Annotated in this window: 18 protein-coding genes and 1 riboswitch; of the genes, 15 read left to right on the forward strand and 3 right to left on the reverse strand. The window is 49.1% G+C overall.

What is annotated here, in order from left to right:
- Positions 1 to 60 precede the first annotated feature (60 nt).
- Together MKZ12_RS01210 and MKZ12_RS01215 are read left to right on the forward strand one after the other, a co-directional pair.
- A complete protein-coding gene (locus MKZ12_RS01210) occupies positions 61 to 621 on the forward strand; it encodes a hypothetical protein (protein WP_339258315.1) in 561 nt (186 codons plus the stop codon).
- A 167-nt stretch (positions 622 to 788) separates the two neighbouring features.
- Entirely contained in the window at positions 789 to 1,217 is a 429-nt protein-coding gene (locus MKZ12_RS01215) for a VOC family protein (protein ID WP_339258317.1), read from the forward strand.
- 100 nt (positions 1,218 to 1,317) lie between these two features.
- Here the strand turns inward: MKZ12_RS01215 and MKZ12_RS01220 are convergent, their stop codons facing one another.
- Positions 1,318 to 2,175: a hypothetical protein gene (locus MKZ12_RS01220; RefSeq protein WP_339258318.1), complete on the reverse strand. Its 858-nt coding sequence runs from the start codon at positions 2,173 to 2,175 to the stop codon at positions 1,318 to 1,320.
- Between the two features lie 223 nt (positions 2,176 to 2,398).
- Between MKZ12_RS01220 and ytxJ the strand changes: the two genes are divergently transcribed.
- The 7 genes from ytxJ to MKZ12_RS01255 all read left to right on the forward strand — a co-directional run bounded on the left by ytxJ (position 2,399) and on the right by MKZ12_RS01255 (position 12,638).
- Positions 2,399 to 2,938 carry a bacillithiol system redox-active protein YtxJ gene (ytxJ, locus tag MKZ12_RS01225; RefSeq protein ID WP_339239087.1) on the forward strand — a complete coding sequence of 180 codons (540 nt, stop codon included), beginning with the start codon at positions 2,399 to 2,401 and terminating at the stop codon, positions 2,936 to 2,938.
- Between the two features lie 413 nt (positions 2,939 to 3,351).
- Entirely contained in the window at positions 3,352 to 5,031 is a 1,680-nt protein-coding gene (kdpA, locus tag MKZ12_RS01230; protein WP_339258320.1) for a potassium-transporting ATPase subunit KdpA, read from the forward strand.
- Positions 5,032 to 5,239: 208 nt separating this feature from the next.
- Positions 5,240 to 7,240 (forward strand): potassium-transporting ATPase subunit KdpB, encoded by a 2,001-nt coding sequence (gene kdpB, locus MKZ12_RS01235; protein WP_339261270.1) that lies wholly within the window; start codon positions 5,240 to 5,242, stop codon positions 7,238 to 7,240.
- A gap of 99 nt (positions 7,241 to 7,339) precedes the next feature.
- Positions 7,340 to 7,900: a potassium-transporting ATPase subunit KdpC gene (kdpC, locus tag MKZ12_RS01240; RefSeq protein WP_339258323.1), complete on the forward strand. Its 561-nt coding sequence runs from the start codon at positions 7,340 to 7,342 to the stop codon at positions 7,898 to 7,900.
- 95 nt (positions 7,901 to 7,995) lie between these two features.
- Positions 7,996 to 10,335, forward strand: coding sequence for a histidine kinase (locus tag MKZ12_RS01245; protein ID WP_339258325.1), 2,340 nt, complete (start codon positions 7,996 to 7,998; stop codon positions 10,333 to 10,335).
- A gap of 4 nt (positions 10,336 to 10,339) precedes the next feature.
- On the forward strand, positions 10,340 to 11,935 hold the full coding sequence (locus tag MKZ12_RS01250; RefSeq protein WP_339258327.1) for an ATP-binding protein: 1,596 nt from the start codon (positions 10,340 to 10,342) through the stop codon (positions 11,933 to 11,935).
- A gap of 1 nt (position 11,936) precedes the next feature.
- Positions 11,937 to 12,638: a response regulator gene (locus MKZ12_RS01255; protein ID WP_339258329.1), complete on the forward strand. Its 702-nt coding sequence runs from the start codon at positions 11,937 to 11,939 to the stop codon at positions 12,636 to 12,638.
- 115 nt (positions 12,639 to 12,753) lie between these two features.
- Here MKZ12_RS01255 and MKZ12_RS01260 read toward each other — a convergent pair whose 3' ends face one another.
- A complete protein-coding gene (locus MKZ12_RS01260) occupies positions 12,754 to 14,055 on the reverse strand; it encodes an alpha-glucosidase/alpha-galactosidase (RefSeq protein WP_339258331.1) in 1,302 nt (433 codons plus the stop codon).
- 204 nt (positions 14,056 to 14,259) lie between these two features.
- Between MKZ12_RS01260 and MKZ12_RS01265 the strand changes: the two genes are divergently transcribed.
- The 6 genes from MKZ12_RS01265 (at position 14,260) to MKZ12_RS01290 (ending at position 20,572) form a co-directional block, all read left to right on the forward strand.
- Positions 14,260 to 15,087 (forward strand): AraC family ligand binding domain-containing protein, encoded by an 828-nt coding sequence (locus tag MKZ12_RS01265; protein ID WP_339258333.1) that lies wholly within the window; start codon positions 14,260 to 14,262, stop codon positions 15,085 to 15,087.
- A gap of 77 nt (positions 15,088 to 15,164) precedes the next feature.
- Positions 15,165 to 15,358: riboswitch (cobalamin riboswitch) on the forward strand.
- Positions 15,359 to 15,524: 166 nt separating this feature from the next.
- Positions 15,525 to 16,463, forward strand: a complete 939-nt coding sequence (gene nikB, locus MKZ12_RS01270) for a nickel ABC transporter permease (protein ID WP_339258335.1) — start codon at positions 15,525 to 15,527, stop codon at positions 16,461 to 16,463.
- A complete protein-coding gene (gene nikC / locus MKZ12_RS01275; RefSeq protein ID WP_339258337.1) occupies positions 16,464 to 17,297 on the forward strand; it encodes a nickel transporter permease in 834 nt (277 codons plus the stop codon). It begins immediately after the preceding gene.
- A 14-nt stretch (positions 17,298 to 17,311) separates the two neighbouring features.
- Positions 17,312 to 18,904, forward strand: a complete 1,593-nt coding sequence (locus tag MKZ12_RS01280; RefSeq protein WP_339258339.1) for an ABC transporter substrate-binding protein — start codon at positions 17,312 to 17,314, stop codon at positions 18,902 to 18,904.
- Entirely contained in the window at positions 18,904 to 19,701 is a 798-nt protein-coding gene (locus MKZ12_RS01285; protein WP_339258340.1) for an ABC transporter ATP-binding protein, read from the forward strand. The genes MKZ12_RS01280 and MKZ12_RS01285 overlap by 1 nt, the downstream gene beginning before the upstream one ends.
- Entirely contained in the window at positions 19,691 to 20,572 is an 882-nt protein-coding gene (locus MKZ12_RS01290) for a dipeptide/oligopeptide/nickel ABC transporter ATP-binding protein (protein WP_339258341.1), read from the forward strand. Before MKZ12_RS01285 ends, MKZ12_RS01290 begins: the two co-directional genes overlap by 11 nt.
- A 167-nt stretch (positions 20,573 to 20,739) precedes the next feature.
- Here MKZ12_RS01290 and MKZ12_RS01295 read toward each other — a convergent pair whose 3' ends face one another.
- Positions 20,740 to 23,682, reverse strand: coding sequence for a DUF5704 domain-containing protein (locus tag MKZ12_RS01295; RefSeq protein WP_339258342.1), 2,943 nt, complete (start codon positions 23,680 to 23,682; stop codon positions 20,740 to 20,742).
- Positions 23,683 to 23,876: the final 194 nt, after the last annotated feature.

Consider the following 23,876-nt stretch of genomic DNA (forward strand, 5'->3'; position numbering starts at 1 on the left):
ACCATTTGACCGACAGGCTTCGGGAGAGTGGTCTTTTTTTTATCGGAAAGGGGACAGAACGTGCTGAAGAAAGTGTCAGACTGGTTCTATCAGAGGGTAAACTGGTTTTGGGTTGTAGCTGCGGTTGTTGTATTTGCCTGCTTTATTGCATTTATACTGCCTTGGCAGGCGGCAAAGTGGGAGGAAGCCACAGGTGGCGGGCAGTCCCCGGATTCCTCTTTTTTGTACACGGCGGATGATCTATATCAGATGGCTGAGCAGTATGGTGAAGCAGGGCGGAGCGCCTATATCCATGCACGGTTCACATTTGACCTCATATGGCCGTTGGCCTATCTGTTCTTATTGGTCGTTCTGTTATCCGTACTCTATCGGGTGCTTCCGGTAAAGAGTCGCTGGCGCTGGGTGAATCTCATTCCAGTCTTAGGTTGGGCTATGGACATGTTTGAAAATGTAGGTGCATCCCTGATCATGTATCGTTATCCTGAACGTACGCCTGTGGTTGCTGAACTCACTCCGATATTTACCTTGTTGAAATGGTGTCTGATCTATGCCAGTTTTGCAGCACTGGTTCCGGGTGTTCTGATCCGTGTTCTCTACTATATACGCAAGCGAAAGAACTAGTGGAGAGAGGGATGGATTAAGAATATGTTGGTAACCCTAATCGTGTAAAAGTCGCCAGAGATGAGTGCAGAAATATACGCTTGTCAAAGGACAACCTGTTCATATATACTCATGTCGCAAGTGGCGTGAATTGTATAATTACATGAGCCCAAGGAGATGAAGAACGCATGTCGATCAGCTTGAATGTGTATGTGATAACAGACGGTAATGGACGTGAAGCGGTAGATTTTTATCAAAAGGCATTTGGAGCGGAAGTGCTCGCACTTCAAACATTTGGTGACGGTCCATCTGACCCGAATCATCCCATCCCGCCAGAAGCGAAAGACCGTATTATGCATGCTTCTTTGCAGATTGGCAGCTCGGTATTAATGTTGTCTGACACATTTCCAGGCATGCCGTACACTATAGGTAATCATGTTAGTATTACTGTGAACACGGATACCGTGGATGAAGCCAAAGCTATTTTCAGCCAACTGGAAGATGGCGGCGTAGTGGAAATGGCGATACAAGAGACGTTCTGGAGTCCAGCCTACGGCACGGTTGTCGACAAATTCGGCGTACATTTTCAAGTCAGTGCTAAACCGGGACAAGCTTAAGGGCGTACTCTTCGCTAATATAGCCTACAAACGGCAAAACCTCCGCGATCTGCTTTGAGCAGTTCTGGAGGTTTTTTGTTTTTCCCTATACGGCGTAGGATTACCCTTCCTTCTGAATCTTGGAAGGGTTGTTGATTTTATAAGGAACCGGGTTACGTGTCAGCTTCTTCTTGATGATTTTGGCTTCAAACGTGATAACGTCTCCCACTTCGAGTTCTTGTTTCTTAACGGTGGCACTGTGGCTCGACCAGGCTTCTCCAACGTCAATGACGTCTGGCTCCGTGATGGTAACTGCTTCATAGATGATGACTTCATCGTCATTGTCAGAGAAGTGATTCGGCACAGTGGTGAATTCTTTGACAACGGCGCTCATCTTCACTTTGCCTTCTGGCAGATCAATCTTAACGGTCTTGGCCTTGCTCGCTGTTTTGGTCTTGGGTTTGGCTTCACCGGATGCCCCGGACTGAGGTCCAACATATGCTTCTACTAATCCATCTGGATCACCCTTCATCCCCGAGGAGAAATCATCGGTGTCCGTGTCGTCCGAATCATCCAGATTAGCCGGAATTTCATCCGGGTTAACCAGCGTATCTTCTGGAGTTGGCGTAACATCAGCAGAGACTGGTGCGATTGTATCCGAAGTTGACGATTCTGTGCTGCGATCTGACCCCGCAGTACTTACGCTTCTGGCGCTGTAACTGGACGCTTGCATTTCCTTTAGATACGACGGGTGAATGCAATGTTTTTGTCCATTATCCAGTTGAATGACGGCTGCCATGTGATCGACATATCCAATGATGGTGCACGGCATATTTAATCCGTTTCCTTTATAATAGAACGTTTTGAGTTTGGTTGCTTTACCGGAAAGCAGGCCCCACTCCTGACATTTCTCAATCAGTTCATCTTCATTATCCAGCGTGATAAAATCCTGTGGTTCAATCATAAACGCGTATGTCATATGGAATTTCCGCCCTTCCAATCCATTCTTCATGTTCATCGTTTCCAAATTACAACCAGTGTATCACAAATGAGCATTTTGCTTAAATCCAATCACTGAAATCTGTACCTCGGAGACGAAGATTATCTACGCCTGCTCACAGAGGCCTATGCTATAATTTGATCAGAATGTAAGGTGGGAAGGTATAGCCTTGATATACATATTTCGTGAAGGGAAGATCTGTATGGATAAAAAGGTAAATCATCAAGCCGTATGGCTTGCTATAGGTGTTGCCCTGGGAGTCAGCATTGGTACGGCTACACAGCAACTTGGACTTGGGATTGCTTTTGGCTTGGCGCTTGGCATTGTCATTGGTTCGGTGGTTAGCAAACGTGCGGGTTCGGACCAGGAAGATATGCTCAGCGAACATGTTCGAGAATTGCACAAACCGGGTGATTGGCAAGAGGCCCTTCAACGCTCGCAGGATCATCCGGTGCTTATCCTGAAGCACAGCACAACGTGTCCAATAAGTGCGAGAGCGTACAGAGAATTTATCGCGTTTGTAGGCACCAATGCGTCAGATCCCAAACATCCCATGGATTACCGCATCGTCAAAGTGATTGAAAATCGCTCTTTGTCCCGCCATATTGCGGAAGAGACAGAGATTCACCATGAGTCACCACAGGTACTTCTGCTCGATCAGGGGCAAGTTGTTAAACATACCTCCCATGGCAAAATCACGAAAAAGAGATTATTGCAGTGGGCACAGCATCCGTTTGGATAAATAGATACCCTTCAAAGACCCGTTCTTTTCAGCCCATAGCTGAGAAGTGCGGGTCTTTTTTTACGCTTTTTTTACACCTGTGAAGGCAATTCTTTACCCCTTTTTTACAGCGTTTCATATTACGATTTTACATGTAGCAGGTGCAGAGAACGGTAGAGAGAGGGAGGGCGCATGGTGAATGATGCCACGATGATTGGATTGGTTGTGCTGCTGTTTGTGGTGTTCTGGGGATTTGTGAAATTCTGCGAAAAGGCTTGAGGGTAGAGGGGGGAACGGAATGATTGCCATCGGCATAATTGTGCTCGCACTGGTGATGTATCTCGGTTATGTGCTGGTGAAGCCAGAGAAATTCTGATGCTGACACTGTACGTAATGCGGAACAAGGGAACGTCGAATAGGGAGGAAATGCGGATATGGGTATCGGTGTAGTGCAAGTAGCGGTAACGCTGCTGATCATCCTGCTGCTGGTGAAGCCGGTGGGAAAATATGTAGTAAACGTGTTCGATGGACAGCGAACGGGAATGGATCGGTTTTTTGGCCGGCCGGAGCGATTGCTCTATCGCGTGATAGGGGTACGGGAGAATGAGTCCATGGGGTGGAAAAAATACCTCACGGCCGTTCTCCTCTCCAACTTCGTAATGTTGATATTGATGTTTTTGGTACTGCGACTGCAAAAATATTTACCGCTCAATCCGGATGGGATTGACAATATGCCAGCGGCGCAGGCATTTAATACAGCCGTTTCGTTCATGACCAATACGAACTGGCAGTCTTATACGGGCGAGAACGCCATGTCGTACCTGTCACAGATGCTGGCCGTGACATTCCCGATGTTTACGTCGGCAGCGACGGGATTCGCGGTAGCCATTGCGTTCATTCGCGGGCTGGTAGGCCGCCGGGATGAACTGGGGAACTTTTACGTCGACCTTGTACGGTCGATTACACGTGTTTTTTTACCGTTGAGCTTTATCGTGGCCTTGTTCCTCGTGTTCCAGGGTGTGCCTCAGACGCTCGCGGGAGCAGTGAACGCAACAACGCTTGAAGGCGCGCAGCAGACGATCACACGTGGACTGGTCGCCTCACTGGAGTCGATCAAACACATTGGCACCAACGGTGGTGGCTGGTTTGGAACCAATGCTGCACATCCATTCGAGAATCCAACGGCTCTGAGCAATCTGGTGCATATCGTCTGTATGATGCTGCTGCCAACGGCACTGGTATACGCCTTTGGCTTGATGGTCAATAACCGGAAGCAGGGTTGGGCCTTGTTCGCAGCGATGAGTTTTCTTTTCCTTGTGATGCTGACCACGGTATTTGTCTCGGAATATCGCGGTGTACCTGCGCTGGATGCAGCGGGTCTGCAGGGCAATATGGAAGGCAAAGAGGTCAGGTTCGGCATACCCGAGTCTGCTTTATTTACGGCAGTAACGACAGCGGCTACTACAGGTTCAGTCAACAATATGCACGAATCGCTCACTCCACTTGGAGGCATGGTATCGCTGGCCCAGATGATGCTCAATAACGTGTTTGGCGGTAAAGGGGTAGGGCTAATCAACGGACTGTTGTATGTGATTCTGGCTGTGTTTATCTGTGGATTGATGGTGGGGCGTACACCGGAGTTCCTGGGCAAAAAAATCGAGGGCAAAGAAGTGAAGCTCGCATCCATCGCCTTGCTCATTCATCCTTTGATTATTCTTGCGCCAACGGCAATCGCGCTTATGCGGCCTGAAGCCATTGTGTCCATCTCGAACGGGGGCATGCATGGCCTGACCGAAGTTCTCTATGCTTTTGCCTCGGGTGCAGCCAATAATGGATCGACCTTTGCCGGACTGAATGCCAATACAGACTTTTACAACATCGCGATTGGTATCGTTATGCTGCTGGGAAGGTACGTTTCCATGATCGCCATGCTCGCTATTGCCGGTTCGCTTGCCACCAAACGAGTTGTACCGGTAACCACAGGTACATTGCGGACACACACACCTCTCTTTGCGGGCATTCTGGTCATGATGATTGTTGTTGTCGGCGCACTCACGTTCTTTCCGTCGCTTGCCCTTGGACCGATTGCAGAGCATCTGGCGATGATTCAATGAGGGATATGACAGAGGGATTACAGCGGAATTGGTGTAAGGACGTAACGTATGGAGGTGGCAATGCACGATGAATGCAGTCGAACGAAAGAAGGAGCAGAAGATGCAACACATGGATACAGAAATGCTTAGATCGAAGGGCAATGAGCCGGATAACAATCGCGGTCATATTCAACGTGATCCCGGATCGAAACGGTCGCTAAGCAAGGATATGATACTTCAGGCTTCACGGGATGCGTTCAAGAAGCTTAATCCAGTGGTCATGATCAAAAATCCGGTCATGTTCATTGTGGAGGTTGGCACGTTCATCACGCTCTTATTGTGTATCAATCCGGATCTCTTCACCGCATCCGAGGCGGGGCGCGGGTACAACATCGCCGTGTTTTTCATTTTGCTGTTCACGCTGCTGTTTGCCAACTTCGCGGAGGCACTAGCTGAAGGTAGAGGTAAAGCCCAGGCGGATACGTTACGCAAGACGAAGTCGGACACCATGGCCAATCTGGTACAGAAGGATGGAACCATCCGACACGTGTCTTCGACCCAATTGAAAAAAGGCGATATGGTACGTGTGGAATCTGGTGAACTAATCCCGACGGACGGTGAGATTATAGAGGGCTTGGCCTCCATTGATGAATCGGCTATTACGGGAGAATCTGCCCCGGTCATCAAGGAAGCGGGAGGCGATTTCTCATCGGTTACCGGAGGTACACGTGTCGTATCGGATTACATCGTCATGCGTGTTCAGACCGATCCGGGGGAGTCATTCCTTGACCGGATGATCTCTCTGGTTGAGGGTGCACAGCGCCAGAAAACACCTAATGAAATCGCGCTGACAACCCTGCTCGCCGTATTAACCCTGATCTTTCTGATCGTTATTCTGACAATGGTTCCGATGGCGAATTACTTGGGTATTCGACTGGATATGGCGACCCTGATCGCACTGCTCGTCTGCCTGATCCCAACCACCATTGGTGGGTTACTGTCTGCCATTGGTATTGCCGGGATGGACCGTGTGACGCAGTTCAATGTGCTCGCCATGTCGGGTAAAGCGGTGGAAGCGGCAGGGGATATCGACACGTTGATTCTGGACAAAACAGGAACGATCACCTACGGCAACCGCATGGCATCTGAGTTTATTCCCGTTCAGGGCATTACTTCGTCAGAGATGACGCAAGCTGCTTTACAGGCCTCTGTGCGAGATGAGACCCCGGAAGGGCGTTCTGTTGTAGAACTGGCAGGCAGACAAGGCCAGAGCTGGCCGGAGACGGAGTATGCACACGCGGAAAATGTGGAATTTACGGCAGAGACCCGGATGTCCGGTCTTAATCTGAGTAGCGGAATGAAGATACGCAAAGGCGCGGTAGATGCGATCAAAAGATATATCGCTTCCGAAGGAGGCCGTATACCGGGGGATCTGGATGAGATCGCAAATCGAATTGCAAAGGCCGGAGGTACGCCGCTTGCTGTAGCCATCGATGATCGCATCTATGGTGTGATCTATCTGAAAGACACTGTGAAGCCAGGGCTGAAAGAGAAGTTCGCTGAGATGCGCGCCATGGGCATCAAGACCATTATGTGTACAGGCGACAATCCGTTAACCGCAGCGACCATCGCCCTGGAAGCGGGTGTGGATGATTTTATTGCCGAAGCAAAGCCCGAGGATAAGATTACGGCGATCAAAAAAGAGCAGCAGGAAGGCAAACTCGTCGCCATGACCGGCGACGGTACGAACGATGCTCCTGCTCTGGCGCAGGCCGATGTGGGCCTGGCGATGAATTCGGGCACCATGGCGGCCAAGGAAGCGGCTAACATGATTGACCTGGATTCCGACCCGACCAAGCTATTGTCGGTCGTCTCCATTGGCAAGCAGCTGCTGATTACACGCGGTGCACTTACAACCTTTTCGATATCCAATGATATCGCGAAATATTTTGCCATCATCCCAGCCATGTTTATTCTCGCCATGCCGCAGCTTCAGGCGTTAAATATTATGAATCTGGCTTCACCGCAGTCCGCAATCCTGTCGGCGCTCATCTTCAACGCCATTATCATTCCGCTACTCATTCCTATCGCAATGAAAGGGGTCAAGTATCGGGCGATGTCAGCCGAGAGACTGCTTGGGCGCAATGTGTTCATCTATGGTGTAGGTGGTGTAATTGTCCCTTTTATCGGCATTAAGCTGATTGATATGGTTCTTTCGGGGATTCTTTGAGCAGACGATGTGATCTTGAAACCCTGAACTAAAGAGTGATACACCGCAACGCTTATCAACATTATTCTTTTATCCTAATGAATTCAGGAAGTGATCTGTATGAACATGTTCTTACCCGCCGTACGGCTATCCGTCGTGCTGATGCTGATCTGCGGTCTAATCTACCCGCTTGTAACCACTGGCGTAGCCCAACTTCTCTTCCCTGCGCAGGCGAATGGCAGTCTGATTACGCAAAATGAGAAAATTATTGGCTCGTCACTGCTGGCGCAGGAAATTCAATCACCGGGGCTGTTCCAGCCCCGGGCATCAAGTGCCGGTTATGACCCAACGGCTTCAGCCGGTTCGAATCGCGCTGTAGCTTCAGAGGAGTATATTAGCGAGATGAAGGAAAAGATGGCTAAGCTTCAGCAGGAAAACCCCGGATTAAAGCAAATTCCTGCTGACCTCGTGACGGGTTCAGGCTCTGGACTTGATCCGGATCTCTCTCCCGAAGCCGCTGAGGCACAGATCCCGCGTATTAGCGAAGCTACTGGGCTTAGTGAACAGCAGCTTGTACAACTTGTACATGAGTATACGGAAGGCCGTCAGATGGGTATATTTGGGGAACCTCGTGTGAATGTAACGGCTCTGAATCTGGCGCTGACAGCCGAACTGAACTAACGAGTTAACATATTAGCCTGCTCACGACATATCGTGAGGGGCTTTCTCCGTTTTTTTTTTTAATCCTATTATAAAGGGAAGGGGAAGAGAGACGGATGGAAGACAGCTTCAAGCGCAAGTCACCGGAAGAGATGCTGAAGATGATTAAGAAGCTGCAGCAGGGTACGCTCAAAATCTACATCGGACCCGTCAGTGGATCGGGCAAAACGTATCACATGTTACGTGAAGGAAATGCGTTGCGCGAGCAGGGCATTGATGTGGTCATCTGTGCCGTATCAACGATGCGCAGACCGGAAACGGTAGAGCAGCTTGGCGCACTCGAACGAATTCCAAGCATTCACTGGTTGCGCCAGAGTGATGATGCAGAGATGAAGGATCTGAACCTGGATGCACTGTTGGTGCGTAATCCTGAGGTTGTGCTGGTAGATGGTTTGGCACATCACAACCGGGAAGGCGCCCGGCATGCTACCCGGCTGGAGGACATTCAGTTTTTGCTCCGACACAATATCAGTGTCATGACAACGGTGAATGTGTATGAGCTGGAAGGGTATACCGAGCTGGCACGGCAGCTCACAGGTATCGCAGCAGAACATACCGTACCCGCGGATACACTGGAACTTGCGGATGAGGTCAAGCTGATTGACGTCACGCCGGAAACCATACTGAGCCGTTTGGCAGAAGGTCATTTGAAGGGGCATGAGGGAGAAGCTGTATTTCGCCAAGGCAATCTGGGTATTCTGCGCGAACTGGCCCTGAGACTGGTTGCAGAAGGGGTGAATGAATCCCTGCGTGAGCATCGGGAGGAGATGGGAATTACCGTCACAACAGGCATTCTGGAACGTATTCTGGTGTCCACGCAATATCATTGGAACGGCTCCATCTATATCCGGCGTGGGCAACAGATTGCCAAACGGCTGAATGGTGATCTGTCCGCGGTGGTTTTTCGGAATATGAAGCAGCCATTAACCAAGGAGGCAATCGTATTTCGGCGCAATATGATCAAGCTGGTGGAGAAGTTTGGCGGCCATATGGAGGAGTTGTCTATATTACACCGTCGCAACATCCCATCTACGCTGGCGCGTTACGCAATGGAGCACCAGATTACCCGGATTGTGATGGGACATTCCCGGCATACGCGCTGGCAGGAATTGTGGCAAGGGTCCGTTGTTAACTCACTGCTACGCAGATTACGTGGTGTGGATCTGTTTCTGGTTGCTGATCGAGCGGCCCGCGAGGGTGAACGTGTGGTCCCGGCCAAAGTAAACGAAGTGGAGTCACTGACATATCGCAGACTAAGTGAGCAGGAAATGAAGGAACAGATTGGCCAGATTCAGCGCGGCACATTCAAAATATATATTGGAGCCGCACCAGGTGTAGGCAAAACCTACATGATGCTGCGGGAAGGCAATGATTTGCTCCGAAAGGGCATCGATGTGCAGATCGGCTTGCTGGAGACACATGGACGGGCAGAAACCGTGGAGCAGATGGGCAACCTGTCTGTGATCCCTCGCACGAAGCGCGTTTATCAGGAAACTCGTCTGGAAGAGATGGACACAGAGGCCATTCTGCATCTTTGCCCAGAAGTGGTGCTTGTGGATGAACTGGCACATACGAATATACCCGGGAGTGTCCGGCAAAAGCGTTATGAAGATGTCCTGCTCCTGCTGAATGCAGGCATCTCGGTGATTACCACAATGAACGTACAGCATCTCGAAAGTCTAAATGATGCCGTTGAACATATTACAGGTGTTCGTGTCCGCGAGACCGTACCTGATCGGATCATTCAGATGGCGGATGAGGTGCAGCTGATTGATGTGGCGCCCCAGGCCTTGCGGCAGCGCATGAGGGAGGGTAAAATCTATGCAACTGCCAAGGTCGAGCAAGCCCTTGTGAATTTCTTCAAAATCGGTAATTTGATTGCCTTGCGGGAACTTGCCCTGCGGGAACTCGCGGACGATGTCGATGAACGGCTTGAAACACAGCAAGCTAAAATTGCACTTCGAGGACCTTGGCGCAGACAGGAAGCGGTCTTTGTATGTGTAAGCAGTGATCATCATGCCGAGCGGCTGATCCGGCGCGGATTCCGCATGGCTTTCCGTCTAAAAGCCATCTGGCATGTACATCATATCCACATCGGTGAGTCCATGAGTGACGAAGTGAAGTGCCATCTGGAAGTATTGGAACAGCTGACGATTCGGCTTGGTGGTCAATTTCATATTCATCATAGTCCGAGGCTGCGGAATGTACCTGAAATTCTGGCAAGAAAGGCATCGGAGGCGAGAGCAACCCAGTTGGTGGTCGGGCAGGCAAGACGGGTGTGGTGGCTGAATGGCTACCGCGGCTCAGGTTCGGTGGTCAGCCGACTTGTACGGTTGTCGCGGCATCTGGATGTATTAATCGTTGCAGATTACGATTATGAACGGAACGGGATGTGAATAGATGTTGTCTGAACGAATAAAAAAAGAAATGCAGGCATCCCATGGAAAACGGGTTCCGGCATATGTATGGGTGACCCTTGGGGTGACGCTGCTAACTTTGCTGCTTCATGCCATTGGCATGAGTGGTGATCTGGTTAACGTAGCGCTTGTATACCTGTTTCCCGTTCTGGTGAGTGCTGTGTATTGGGGAATGGGTCCTGCTGTATATGCCGCGAGTTTTAGTGTCATTATGTTTGACTTCTTTTTTGTACCGCCATATCTGAGCTTTACGGTCGAGGATTTGAGATATCTCATCTCTTTTGTCGTGTATCTTGCGGTGGCGATCCTGACAGCAAGTCTTGCAGGTCGGTTGCGACAACAACTGGAGATGGTAAAAGCACGTGAAGCCACAACTAACTCCCTGTACGCATTGAGTCGTCAGATGACAGCCATTACCGATCTGAATACGCTACAGGTGAATATAGCAACCCAGGTTTCGCTCACCTTGGGCAAACCAGCAGCGGTGTATCTTCCCGATGGTCAGGGGGACCTACTGGTTACAAGCTCTTCTTCACCCGCATTAGAAGGGGAAATGGATAGCTGGGGGGGTGGAGAGTCGGAGATTGCCATTGCCAAATGGGTGTATCATCACGGACAGATCGCAGGTAAGGGATCATCCGCTTTACGGGAATCTCCCGGACTATATGTGCCGCTGCGTACAGAGGAGCAGATACATGGCGCGCTCGCCGTGAGCATGGACGCTGGCGAGTCTCATGAGCAGCAAGAACAGCTTCGTCTGTTGGAGGCATGCGGTGGACTGGCGGCAAGTGCCATTGCCCGAGTGAAGCTGGCGGAAGAGGCCCGATTGGCGCAGATCACTGCTGAATCAGAGCGTATACGCACAGCGCTGCTGGACTCTGTCTCTCATGAATTGCGTACGCCCCTAACTGCCATTATCGGTTCGGCTACGGGATTGTTGGAGAATGATACTCTATTTACACCCGAGGATCGGAGAGAATTAACAGGCAACATTCGGGATGGGGCCTTGCGCATGAATCGTCTTGTCACGAATTTGCTGGGTATGGTTCGGCTGGAGAGCGGCATGTTGCAACTGAACCGGAAATGGTGTGACGTGGGAGACATAATTAGCGTTGTACTGACACAAGTTCGGGAATTCAGTCCACATCGCAACATTCAAGTTGAACTGCCTGATGATCCGGCCTTCATCTACGGAGATGAAGTCTTGCTGGAGCAGGTGCTGGTCAATATCGTCAGCAACGCCATCAAATATTCGCCCGATGAGAGCCAGATTGTTATCACTGTGACGAGTAATAAGAGTCCAATTCAATTGACGATCCGGGTAGATGATCAAGGTGTCGGTATACCGGAAGCGGAAAGAATACGTATATTTGATAAGTTCTATCGCTCAGAGTCTACTCGGCATGTCACAGGAACAGGGCTTGGTCTGGCGATCTGCAAAGGCATTGTGGAAGTCCACGGAGGTACCATTGTGGCAGAGCCGAATCCGGGCGGGGGAACGAGAATGCGCATAGAACTCCCCATGGAGGCCCACGGATCGCGGTTTCCCTATTCAGAACAAGGAGAGGTTGAAGAATAACATGAATGCACCACTAGGGGCTCGCATACTGGTGATCGATGATGAGCCGCAGATTCGCAAATTGCTCAAGGTCACTCTTCAGGCACATCAATTCGAACTCCACGAGTGTGGAGAGGGTGAAGAGGGTGTTATTCAGGCAAGTATTGTACATCCGGATCTGATCATCCTTGATCTCGGTTTGCCAGGCATGTCTGGCATGGAGGTACTTCGCCGCATTCGCGAATGGTCGCAAGTGCCCATTATCGTGCTGACAGCGAAGGATCAGGAGGGAGACAAAATTGCCGCGTTGGATGGTGGTGCAGATGATTATGTGACCAAACCATTCGGGATGGGTGAGTTGGTCGCCCGTATTCGGGTGGCGCTACGTCATGTAGCCAAAACGACAGATGAGCCGATACTGCGCTTCGGATCACTCACAATTGATCTGGCCCAAAGGCAAGTCGAACTGGAGGGGACTTTGGTCAAATTAACCCCAACGGAATATGAGATGCTGAAGGTGCTCGCCTCGAATGCGGGGAAGATCATCACCCAGCGTCAGCTTTTGCAGCAAGTATGGGGAGGGCATCATCATGAGTCCGATAGCCATTATCTTCGGGTATATGTGGGACATCTGCGCAAGAAATTAAATGAAGATCCAACCAAGCCCCGGTATATTCAGACGGAGCCTGGCATTGGTTATCGCTTTTTGCTTCCTGCCGAATAAGGTTTAAGGGGGCGAGACATTTCATAATAGTGATGTGATGCACGCCTCAGTGGATGAGCGTTATTGAAGAGCAAAACACCGTCCCCTTTGGCTGCAAAGGAACGGTGCTTTTATATTATGACGTGTATTTTGGCAACCAATCGCCGTGAGCTTCAATCAGCTCATCACACATCGCTACGATGTCATCGATAGACAGCTCGGCAGCCGTGTGTGGATCAAGCATGGCCGCATGATAGATATGTTCCTTTTTGCCGGTGATTGCCGCTTCAATGGTCAGCAGTTGCGTGTTGATGTTTGTCCGGTTCAATGCCGCGAGTTGTGGAGGCAGATCCCCAATGTAGGTAGGACTGATTCCTGATCCATCGACCAGACAAGGTACTTCGACACATGCCTCAAGCGGCAGGTTCGTAATCAGTCCGTTGTTCATGACGTTGCCGCCAATCTTGTACGGGTTATTCGTCTCCATGGCTTCAATAATATGCGATGCGTACTCACGGCTGCGGGTATGTTCAATATTTTCGCTGGCAAACAGCTTGCTACGCATTTCTTTCCAGCCTTCAATCTGGTTCACACAGCGGCGTGGATACTCATCCAGTGGAATGTTGAAGCGTTCAATCAGCTCCGGGTAATTCCGCTTGATGAAATAAGGGTGGTATTCGGCATTGTGTTCGGAGGATTCCGTTACATAATAGCCAAAACGCTGCATCAGTTCATAACGAACCATGTCATCATGCTGTTCTTGCTGTTTTTCCTTCGCCAGTCGTTTAATCTCAGGGTACAGGTCCTGCCCGTCTTTTGTAACTTCGAGCAGCCACGCCATGTGGTTGATCCCTGCAATTTTAGCGACAACACCTGTCTGATCGATCCCCAGTGCATCAAACAGATGTGGTACACATACCTGCACACTATGACACAAACCTACGGTTTTGATCCCGCCATGCACATTCATGACGTTGGTAAGCACGGCCATCGGGTTGGTGTAATTCAGGAACCATGCATCCGGACATACTTCCTGCATATCCCGAGCAAAATCCAGCATAACCGGAATCGTCCGCAAGTTACGGAAAATTCCACCAATACCGAGTGTATCTGCAATCGTTTGACGTAGTCCGTATTTCTTCGGAATCTCGAAGTCCGTAATGGTACATGGATCATATCCACCGACCTGGATGGCGTTGATGACATATTTGGCCCCGCGCAGCGCTTCTTTGCGGTCCTGATATACGTTCACGACGCAACGACTTCCGAGTGAACGGGCCAGACTGGTCAGCAAACGCTCTGAATCGCTCAGACGTTCAGCATCGATATCGAACAATGCCAGCTCAAAATCCTGAAGTGCTTCGGTCATCATGACATCACCCAATACATTTTTGACAAAGACGGTGCTTCCCGCACCGAGAAACGTAATTTTGTTCATCTTAAATTCAGCCTCCCTGAAAAATGTTGTACCCCAACTATAGGCCGATTCGGCACATATAACTATGGCTCAACCCCTCTCAAACATGGCATAATCCCATTTTTGTTTCCGTTTTCAACTAATATTTATGTCCTTTAGCTGTTATAATTTAATTAGACATACAGATGGTGAGCCTCGGAAGGAAACAAGGAGGGAGGGCATAAAATGAGAAAAATAGAGATGAATGTGGTAGCCACGGACTGGACACAGATGGAACTTGTCTTGTTGTTCTTCGGGTGGGAGGCGTGTGAACCCGCCCATTATTGGGGACCGGGTGTACGTGATTCCTATATTGTGCATTACATCCATGAAGGACGGGGCATCGTGTACATGGGGGACCAGGAATACAAGCTTAGCGAGGGACAGGGTTTTATCATTTTCCCGGATACGCTTATTCATTATGAGGCAGATCCCAAGGAGCCCTGGACGTATTCGTGGTTCGGCTTCAAAGGGGTACAAGCCAAAGCATTCATGCAACGTGCCCAACTGAGCCCAGAGCGCCCGATATATGATGTCCATGATACGATTACGATGGAACAGTTGTATACGGAGATGGTCCAAGCTTCCACGCGACCGGAAGGTGATGTGTTGAACCAGAGTCTCTTGTACCGCTTGATGGCAGAATTAATCTCTTCTTCACCTGTGAAGGAAGAGGTCGGGCAGCTCCTTTCAAACAAAGAAACATACATCCGGCAGGCGGTGCAATTTATGGAGAACAGGTACAGTCAGCGAACTTCCATACTGGATATTGCCCAAGCCGTGGGGCTGGATCGCACGTATCTATCGGGATTATTTAAAGAGCGATATGGCATGTCGCTACAGTCATTTTTTCTGGAGTACCGTATGAATCGTGCTGCCCAACTTCTTCAGAATCCAGGGCTGTCGGTCAGTGAAGTGGCCCATTCTGTCGGTTATACGGACCCATTATTGTTTTCCAAGATGTTTAAGCGTGTGACGGGCGTATCTCCGAAGGGGTCGAGAATTCGCGATTAGACGCACCTAGTGTTTCAAATTTGAAAGAAAAGTTTTGATCATTAAACGTTGTCCCGCTATACTGATACAGAAGTGTAATTGAATATGTGGAACTTGGTGCTTTGCCCGTCAGGGTGAAAGCTTAATAGGGAAGTCCGGTGTAATACCGGCGCGGTCCCGCCACTGTAACAGAGGAGTCAGGTAGCGATAATCCACTGGTTTAGACCGGGAAGGAGCTGCAAGTGACGATGATTCTGGAGCCAGGAGACCTGCCAGGTTTAACAAACACAGTAGTACCCTACGGGAGATAGGAAGGTGTTTAGAGAGCATGATTTTTTCTGAAAATCTGTTTATTTAAGGCGTCCTCATCCAGTAACACGGAGAGGGACGCTTTTTTTGTTATGGACGAAGAACATCATGACACATACATAGAGTTTTGGGGAAGGACGTTAGAGCAATTGAGCAGATATATCGTTAAACGATTATTACAACTGGTAGTTGTGTTGTTCGGCATCACGTTCCTGACGTTCCTGCTAACCTACCTGTCTCCTGGAGATCCAGCCAGACTTATGCTTATGTCTACAGGGGTAACGCCATCCGATGAGCTGGTCAGGCAGGTGAGGTCTGAGCTTGGATTGAATGAGCCTTTTTTCTACCGATACGGGACATGGTTGGGACAGGTGGTAACTGGAGACTTCGGTACATCATATAAATACAATCGTCCAGTACTGGACGTGCTGATGGCACGGCTCCCGGCAACGCTTTGGCTAACAGGAAGCGCTATGCTTCTGGTTATTCTGGTGTCCTTTCCACTGGGGATGCTGTCGGCTGTCTATCGTAACCAATGGCTTGATCACGTCATTCGTCTGTTCTCTTTTGCCGGATTATCGATGCCCAGCTTCTGGTTGGGTATGCTGCTCATGTTGGTCTTCGGTGTACAGCTGAAGCTGCTGCCGGTAATGGGCAATTCCGGATGGTACAGCCTGATTCTGCCTGCATGTACTCTCGCGATTCCACTTGTTGCCCAGTACAGCAGACAGATTCGTGCGATCCTGCTTGAGGAGACAAGCCAGAACTATGTGATCGGAGCCAGATCCAGAGGTGTGAAGGAATCGATCATTATTTTGCGTCATATTCTTCCCAATGCCCTGCTGCCGATCGTTACCCTTATGGGCATGACGACAGGTGCATTGTTGGGTGGTGCAGCGATTGTGGAAAGTTTATTTGTGTGGCCGGGCGTTGGACAGATGGCTGTAGATGCGATTTTCACAAGGGATTATCCGCTGATTCAGGGGTATGTCATCTGGATGGCGATCATATATGTCACCCTGAATCTGCTGGTTGATATATGGACTCATCTTCGTGATCCCCGAATCCGACTGGATGTGGATATATAGATGAGAGCCTTCAGACTGGTATTACTGCAGAATCGCTGGTTCACCTTCCTGCTGTCTCTGACCGCCTTCTGGATTATTCTTGCCATGGTTGCACCGCTGCTTGCACCACACGACCCACTTGCAACGAACTTTGCCAAAGTGTTGCAGCCATCCAGTGCCGAGTATCCTCTTGGAACCGATCAACTGGGCCGCTGTGTATTATCTCGTCTTCTGTACGGTGCACGTACCTCGCTGCTGCTCACCTTTATGATGATTGGCATCGTGTTTGTGTTAGGTGTAACGATTGGAGTCATCGCCGGTTTCGCTCGGGGGGTGACGGATATGGTGCTCATGCGCCTGTCTGATACATTAATGGCATTTCCGGGGCTTATTTTTGCGATCGCTGTGGTGGGGATGCTTGGGCCGGGATTGTTCAATACGGTTCTGGCACTGTCGGTTGTCTGGTGGGCGAAGTATGCAAGAATGGCCAGAAGCCTGGTGATTTCCCTTCAGCAAAAGGAGTATGTCGCTGCCGCTGCTTTCAGCGGAGCACGTAAAATACAGATCATCGGCAGGACGATCCTGCCCAATATGATGTCTCCAATCATCGTCATGGCGATGATGGATGTGGGTGGTATGATGCTGTCCATCTCGGGATTGTCCTTTCTTGGGCTTGGCGCGCAGCCTCCGAACCCCGAGTGGGGGGCCATGTTAAATGAAGGCAGAAGATATCTGCAGACTGCACCATGGCTGTTGATATATCCGGGTCTGGCGATATTCAGCACCGTCATTATTTTTAATTTACTGGGAGACAGTCTGCGAGATGTGCTTGATCCCAAGAAAAATACTGCATAACTGGAGGAACCAGAATGAAGAGGAATTTTCAAAAATCAATGTTGCTCACCCTCATATCCATGTTGGTTGTGTTCTTGCTTGCAGCTTGTGGCACCGCCAATAATCCATCGACCTCGTCTGGTGCAACGGAGAAGTCGGCGGGTACGGACAAGGGTACGACAAGTACACCAACTCATTTGAATGTGGCTCTGTTCTGGCTTGGTAGCAGTATGGACCCGGCAGAAGAATGGAATGGCTGGACGCTGACGCGTGCAGCGATTGGGGAGACACTGATCCAGTTTGACGAGAATATGAAGCTGGTCCCTAAAATTGCAGATTCTTGGGAACGAGTGGATGACATGACTTGGCATTTTCATATTCGAGAAGGTGTAACTTTTCATAACGGAAATAAGGTAACTGCCGACGCGGTGAAAAAATCGATAGAACGTTCCATCGCGTTAAATGAAAGAGGACAAGCAACTGTGCCAGTGGCCTCAATGACTGCTGAAGGACAAGATCTGACGATTAGAACGAAAGAGCCTTATGCGTCCCTGCTTGGTAATATTGCCGAGCCACTGTTTGTCATTGTGGATACGAGTGCAGATACATCCAAATTCAAGATCAAGCCTATCGCCACGGGGCCATTTATGGTGACAGGTTATACGCCGGATCAGGAGATCCAGGTGAAAAAGTATGACGGGTACTGGGGCGGTGCGGCAGATGTAGACACATTGACGTTGAAATATATTAAGGATGATAGCACACGTGCCCTTGCCCTGCAGTCTGGAGAGATTGATGTAGCCAGTAACGTGGGACGTAGCAATTTGACGTTATTCCAGGACAAGAGTCAATACACCATTGATGAGATTCCTAGCCTGCGTACCCAGTTTGTATGGTTTAACACAACCAAACCGCTACTGAGTGATCAGGAGGTTCGCCGAGCGATTTCTTATGGTGTAGACCGGGAGATGTATGCCAGTACGCTGGTGGGAGGTCAGGCGGCCAAAGGTCCATTTACCTCGGCGCTGCCTTTTGGATATGACAAGATCAAAGGATATGGTTACGAACCGGAGAAAGCCAAACAGTTGCTGGATGGGGCTGGCTACAGGGATGCAGATGGCGATGGCATTCGTGAAAAAGATGGCAAGAAGCTGTCGCTACAGCTGATTCTGAACTCCGCTTACGAGTCTGATTCGATTGTGGCTGCTGCAATGCAGTCCCAGCTTAAAGAGATTGGCGTTCAAGTGGAGATGACCTCCTATGAGGACCTAACCGATCATCAGAAGAGCGGAAATTACGACCTCGCTTTAACAAGTATCAATACAGGCATCACGGGTGACCCGCAGTATATTCTGGATTTCTACTTCATGACGGGTGCGGAATGGAATGTGGGCGGATATAGCAATCCGAAGCTGGATGAGGTAATTACTCGCCTTCATTCCGAGTTTGACGTGGAGAAAAGGTATGCCCTTGCAGCAGAGGCCCAGCAGTTGATTCTGGATGATGCAGCCTATATGTTTTTGACCTATACTCCAATTAATATTGTAAGTAAAAGTACCGTGCAAGGCGCGACGATGTATCCCATCGACTTCTACCTACTGGATCGTAATATTAAGGTTGGGCAGTAATGGAGCCCTTGCTTAGTGTCAATCATCTGTCCGTAACCTACAAGGGGGATTCTCTGGCTCTACGGGACCTGTCCTTCTCCATGAATAAGGGAGAGATTATAGGGATTGTAGGTGAAAGTGGTAGCGGAAAGTCGACCCTTATTCGGGCTTTGCTTGGCTTGTTACCTGAAGGTGGTCAATACACCGGGGGAGAGATCTCTTTTCAGGAAAAAGTGCTATTGCGTGATTCACAGTCTGATTGGGGCGGAGTACGCGGAAAGCGGATTGCTATGGTGTTTCAGGACAGTGGTTCCTATCTTAATCCCATTCGCAGCATCGGCAGTCAGTATATTGAAGCGATTCGAACTCATTTTACCTTGTCCAAAAAAGCAGCTTATACTCTGGCTGAGAGTATGCTCGCGGACATGGGACTGGATGATCCCGAACGGATTATGCGTTCCTACCCTTCGCAGCTTAGTGGAGGCATGAAACAGCGCACAGCGATTGCCATGGCGGTTACGATGGAACCAGAGCTTCTGCTTGCGGACGAGCCGACGAGTTCGCTGGATGTGACGACACAGAATGAAGTGATGAACCGATTGAGCGAACTTCGTTCCCGTCAAGGGACAGGCATGATTATCGTAACACATAACATTGCCGTTGCAGCGCATATGGCAGACCGAATTGGTGTGATGCAGGACGGTATATTGGTTGAGATGGGACATACTTTCCGCGTCATATCCGATCCTCAGCATGAATACACTCGCAAGCTGCTGAGTGCTGTACCTGAATTGGAGGGAAATGTTCATGGCTCATAAGGGGTTACCGATTCTGGAACTGAGAAATCTGTGCAAAACCTATGAGTTAAAGGGACACAGGGAAGTGGATGCACTGAAATCTGTTCATTTGCAGCTGTATCCCGGGGAATGTCTGGGAATTGTCGGGGAGAGTGGTAGCGGGAAGAGCACACTGGCGAGATGTGTAACCCATTTGGAGCGAGTGACTTCAGGGCAGATTCAATATCGTCAACAGGATATTACTCGATTGAATGGGAATGCGTTACGCCAGCAACGAAAGCAGATTCAGATGGTCTTTCAGGAGCCTTCGGCTATCTTTAATCCGCGAATGAAGATTGGAGCTTTTATTCGGGAGCCACTCATTAATTATAAAGTAATGAAGGGCCAACAAGCGGATCGGGAAGTGTTCAGGCTGTTGGAACGGGTAGGATTATCTGCCGCTACGGCGGATAAATATCCGCATGAACTGAGCGGGGGAGAGCAGCAAAGAGCAGTCATTGCTCGTGCGATTGGAGTAGAGCCGGACATCATCCTGTTTGATGAAGCCACCTCCGCATTGGATGTTTCCATTCAGCAGCAGATCCTGGATTTGTTGGTGGAGTTGAGAAAGGAAACAGGAATCTCATCTATTTTCATATCGCATGATCTTGCAGTGGTGCAACAGATCAGTGATCGGATTGCCGTGATGTACCAGGGTGAAGTGGTTGAGGTTGTGGAGAGTTCACAGCTGACCAGTTCAGCGAATCATCCCTATACCCGGAGCCTGATGGCCTCGGTGTTGTCTGTGAGAGAAATGAAGTATAAGATTCAGGAGCGGGACGAGGAACGGGAGCAAGAACAAGAGCAGGAGCAGGAGAAGGTGGAGGTTTTTCAGAAGGTTCTTTCAGGATAATACCAATGGCTGCTTTCGTTATGGGCTGATTAGATTATATCAATAGAATGATGCGAAAAGGGTTACCCCAGAAGTCCACAGATGACTTTTAGGGTAACCCTTTTGTGGTATAACAGGAACGTTGGGTGTAGTTGGGACGTGATTGTTTTTTATTGGGTGATCCCGAACTAGTGTGGTACCTGGGATTGGAAATCGTTCCGGCTGGACTGATCAGCATGGTAAAAGACAATATCACCATCTTTCAGAGGCCAGGTTCTGCCTTGGACGTCTGATGGCGTTTTGTTGAAACCTTCCATCTGCCATTGATTCATCAGTGGTGCATGAATGTATTGCAGATGGGGTGTCTCTGTATTTCCATTTCGAAGGCTCTCCATGTTGAAGTTGACCACGATATAACCATTCTTCAGAAAAATATTTGATTTCTCATCCAGTTGATTCTGTCGGGCGAGGGGCTCCAGAGCAGTACCTTTTGGTACGGCATATACATCCGCAGGCAAGCTGTACTCCCCGTACCAGCGCTGGATTGCTGCATTAGCCCGGTCTACATTGACCCCGGAAGGAATGTCCGTTTTGGGTCCAATGAGTGTCCGAATTGGAGCAGACAGGATCATCCAGTCATAACGACCCACCCATGTTTTTTGATGGGAAGTCTGATCGACCAGTTGAACCATATGTTCCGCCAACGTACGCTGGTTGCGTTCTTCCGCTGACAGTTCATAAGTATACTGATAACGTGCGGTATCGCCTAACTCTGTGCCGGGAACATTCCGAAGACGTGAGTTCAGGACAACAAATCGTTTCTCCAGATCCTGTGCCGATCCAATGCGAATCAGGCGTTCCTGGCCACGATGATAGTACAGATCTACTTCTTGCCGGGAAGAACCGTCTTTACTCACAAAAGCAAAAGTGGGTGTAATTCGAATACCATCCTGTTTGCCAAACATATTGCCCTTGGTCTTCAGATCGAACTTGAAATGGTACCCTGTTTTTACAGTTGCGTTAGCGAATCCCTGCACCGGATGGCTTCCTGGTCGAATGGGTAATACAAATGGAGCCAGGTTACCCCGTAGATCACCATCGATGCTATTCATTCCAGCCCAGTAGCTAAGGCCCGTCGATTCGGGACTGCCCAGTCGCTTGCGAAATACATTTTCCCAGTTGTAATCAGAGATATCCGTGACGTGAAAATCATATATCCTTCCGATGACATCTACCGGCACGGTGTCTGCTGCAACATGATGCGCCAGATTAGTATTGGCATCCTGTTGCTCGGTAAAGTTTGCAGGTGCATTCTCTGCAATATTGCGGAATGTAATATGATATTTTCCTTCGTCTACCCACACAGGGAGATAGAATGTGGTATCCAGTTGATTGACCGGAATATCGACCCATGTCTTGGCGGGAATAAACTGACTCCGGTCTGCGTTGTAGACATCAAACGGGAATTGTACCTGTTTGATTCGAAAATATTTGGCATAGTCCCGATTCCCATATCCAGGATAACTTGCTGCGTCCAAGTGCTGCCCAGATGTGGGAATTCGCACAATGAACGGACGTTCCAGAATGAGTGCAGCGCTGGTTGGGTCCGGTACGGTTTTCTGATTATGCGGCTGATCATCCGATACCCAGGCGTAGTTAATGACAGGGGTATGTACGGTGACGCTGTTGATGCCGTTAATCGGTAATATTTTATTGGCACCTCCGTTCACGTTACCTGGTAGCAGATCATAATAGATCTCACCAGAGCTTGTAGTATTAGCTTTATTCAGCAGGGAATTGCTGATCATATTACCCGATTTGTACAGCACATCGCGACCGATCGTTGTTGGATTAGGGATTTTGGATGGTGTTGGGCCATCCTTGGTTGCTTCTACATCATTCATAATGGTTGTACTATTGAATTTCACTAAATCATTATTCACTTTACTTTGAGGTGTGTTGGATTCAGCCATCCCTTTTAACCGTGATGTATCATCAGGCACACTGGGAGGTTGGTTCAAACCACCTGTTAATTTGGGTGGAGTATATGAGATAGAAGTGGTTTGCCCTGGTCGTACATGGCTTTCTACGGATTCATCATTTTTAGACTCCAGTGTTGGTGGTGTGTAACCTGATGGATTCATCGTAACGGTCTCACCGGGCAAAGCGTAATTGTTCATGGTTGCTTTAGCGATCTTGTATACTTCCAGGTTATTAATTTTCCAGTAGGAGTAGTCTCTTGTGATTTGGAAGTTGTATGGCTTGGGTACCGTGTCGTTCGCAGGTACAGGTGTCCCTGGTCTACAACCATCATCATCACATTCCTCTGGTCCAGGTACTGTCCACTCTCTGTCGTACGAGATGGTGACATTACAGTTGTATGTAACTTTACCGCTCATTTTCGCCCAGGCTTGTTTAAATAGATAATTGTCAGTAAAGGCATTTGTGTAGAGTGATTCGGAAGTTGGGATTCCTTTTAACACATCGAATGTCTCATTATCTCTGTTATCTGACTTTATAACACCGTTGGTATTTGGATCGAGATCATTCATGCTCATGATGGTTCCAGCTGAAGGTGGTCCAATCGTTGGTGTGCAACCTCCACCACCGCCTCCATTACCGTTCTCACCACCAGGACCCGGCTCTTCTTCAACGCCAATGTTGGTTGTGGTAGTTAAGGTGAAATCGTCTTTTTCCCACAATACGGTGATGGTTGTTGTTCCTCTGCTGACGGCTTGAACTAATCCGGAGTTACTAACGGTAGCGACACCAGGATTGGATGATTCCCATGTCGTTGTACCCCCGCTGCCGGTGTTTACATTGGTCTCCGCTCCAAAGTTTCCATCACCATTTTTCGTTTTGACGGTTGCATTCAATTGTTTAGATTGGTTCAAGCTAAGTTGCCCGCCAGCGGAGAGGTTGATCTCTTTGGTTATTTCGGCAACGGCCCGCCAATATAAATCTGTGTTGAATTGATAGTCAGCATTCCATTTGGAAGGGTAATATTCTTCCGTTTTGATAGGTGGAATAGCACCACCAATTTGAGTGGTGAATTTTGTATTACGACCTGTAAATGATTCAACAGAAACCAAGATGGGCAGCCCTGGCTCATAGTAAGCTGTATTATCCATGTAGTGAGGTTCTTTAGATTTATCAGTTATTTCCGTAGAAGAATGTGCTTCACCTCCTTTATCAAAGTACTCAGTCGGAATATAAACATCTTTATTCAAATCAAGGTCAACACAGATTGTTGAAGATACCGGAAGATTTTTGGTGGGATCGTTTTCTAGCTCGATGTTATTGCACTGGCCATCAACCTTCCATT

Origin of the sequence: Paenibacillus sp. FSL R5-0713 (assembly GCF_037973325.1) — a bacterium.
GTDB lineage: Bacteria > Bacillota > Bacilli > Paenibacillales > Paenibacillaceae > Paenibacillus.

Bases quoted from the DNA above. Each gene is read 5' to 3' on its own strand.
- MKZ12_RS01215 (WP_339258317.1), top strand. From the start codon at position 789: ATGTCGATCAGCTTGAATGTGTATGTGATAACAGACGGTAATGGACGT.
- MKZ12_RS01220 (WP_339258318.1), bottom strand. From the start codon at position 2,175: ATGACATACGCGTTTATGATTGAACCACAGGATTTTATCACGCTGGAT.
- ytxJ (WP_339239087.1), top strand. From the start codon at position 2,399: ATGGATAAAAAGGTAAATCATCAAGCCGTATGGCTTGCTATAGGTGTT.
- kdpA (WP_339258320.1), top strand. From the start codon at position 3,352: ATGGGTATCGGTGTAGTGCAAGTAGCGGTAACGCTGCTGATCATCCTG.
- kdpB (WP_339261270.1), top strand. From the start codon at position 5,240: ATGATACTTCAGGCTTCACGGGATGCGTTCAAGAAGCTTAATCCAGTG.
- kdpC (WP_339258323.1), top strand. From the start codon at position 7,340: ATGAACATGTTCTTACCCGCCGTACGGCTATCCGTCGTGCTGATGCTG.
- MKZ12_RS01245 (WP_339258325.1), top strand. From the start codon at position 7,996: ATGGAAGACAGCTTCAAGCGCAAGTCACCGGAAGAGATGCTGAAGATG.
- MKZ12_RS01250 (WP_339258327.1), top strand. From the start codon at position 10,340: ATGTTGTCTGAACGAATAAAAAAAGAAATGCAGGCATCCCATGGAAAA.
- MKZ12_RS01255 (WP_339258329.1), top strand. From the start codon at position 11,937: ATGAATGCACCACTAGGGGCTCGCATACTGGTGATCGATGATGAGCCG.
- MKZ12_RS01260 (WP_339258331.1), bottom strand. From the start codon at position 14,055: ATGAACAAAATTACGTTTCTCGGTGCGGGAAGCACCGTCTTTGTCAAA.
- MKZ12_RS01265 (WP_339258333.1), top strand. From the start codon at position 14,260: ATGAGAAAAATAGAGATGAATGTGGTAGCCACGGACTGGACACAGATG.
- nikC (WP_339258337.1), top strand. From the start codon at position 16,464: ATGAGAGCCTTCAGACTGGTATTACTGCAGAATCGCTGGTTCACCTTC.
- MKZ12_RS01280 (WP_339258339.1), top strand. From the start codon at position 17,312: ATGAAGAGGAATTTTCAAAAATCAATGTTGCTCACCCTCATATCCATG.
- MKZ12_RS01285 (WP_339258340.1), top strand. From the start codon at position 18,904: ATGGAGCCCTTGCTTAGTGTCAATCATCTGTCCGTAACCTACAAGGGG.
- MKZ12_RS01290 (WP_339258341.1), top strand. From the start codon at position 19,691: ATGGCTCATAAGGGGTTACCGATTCTGGAACTGAGAAATCTGTGCAAA.
- MKZ12_RS01295 (WP_339258342.1), bottom strand. From the start codon at position 23,682: ATGGATAATACAGCTTACTATGAGCCAGGGCTGCCCATCTTGGTTTCT.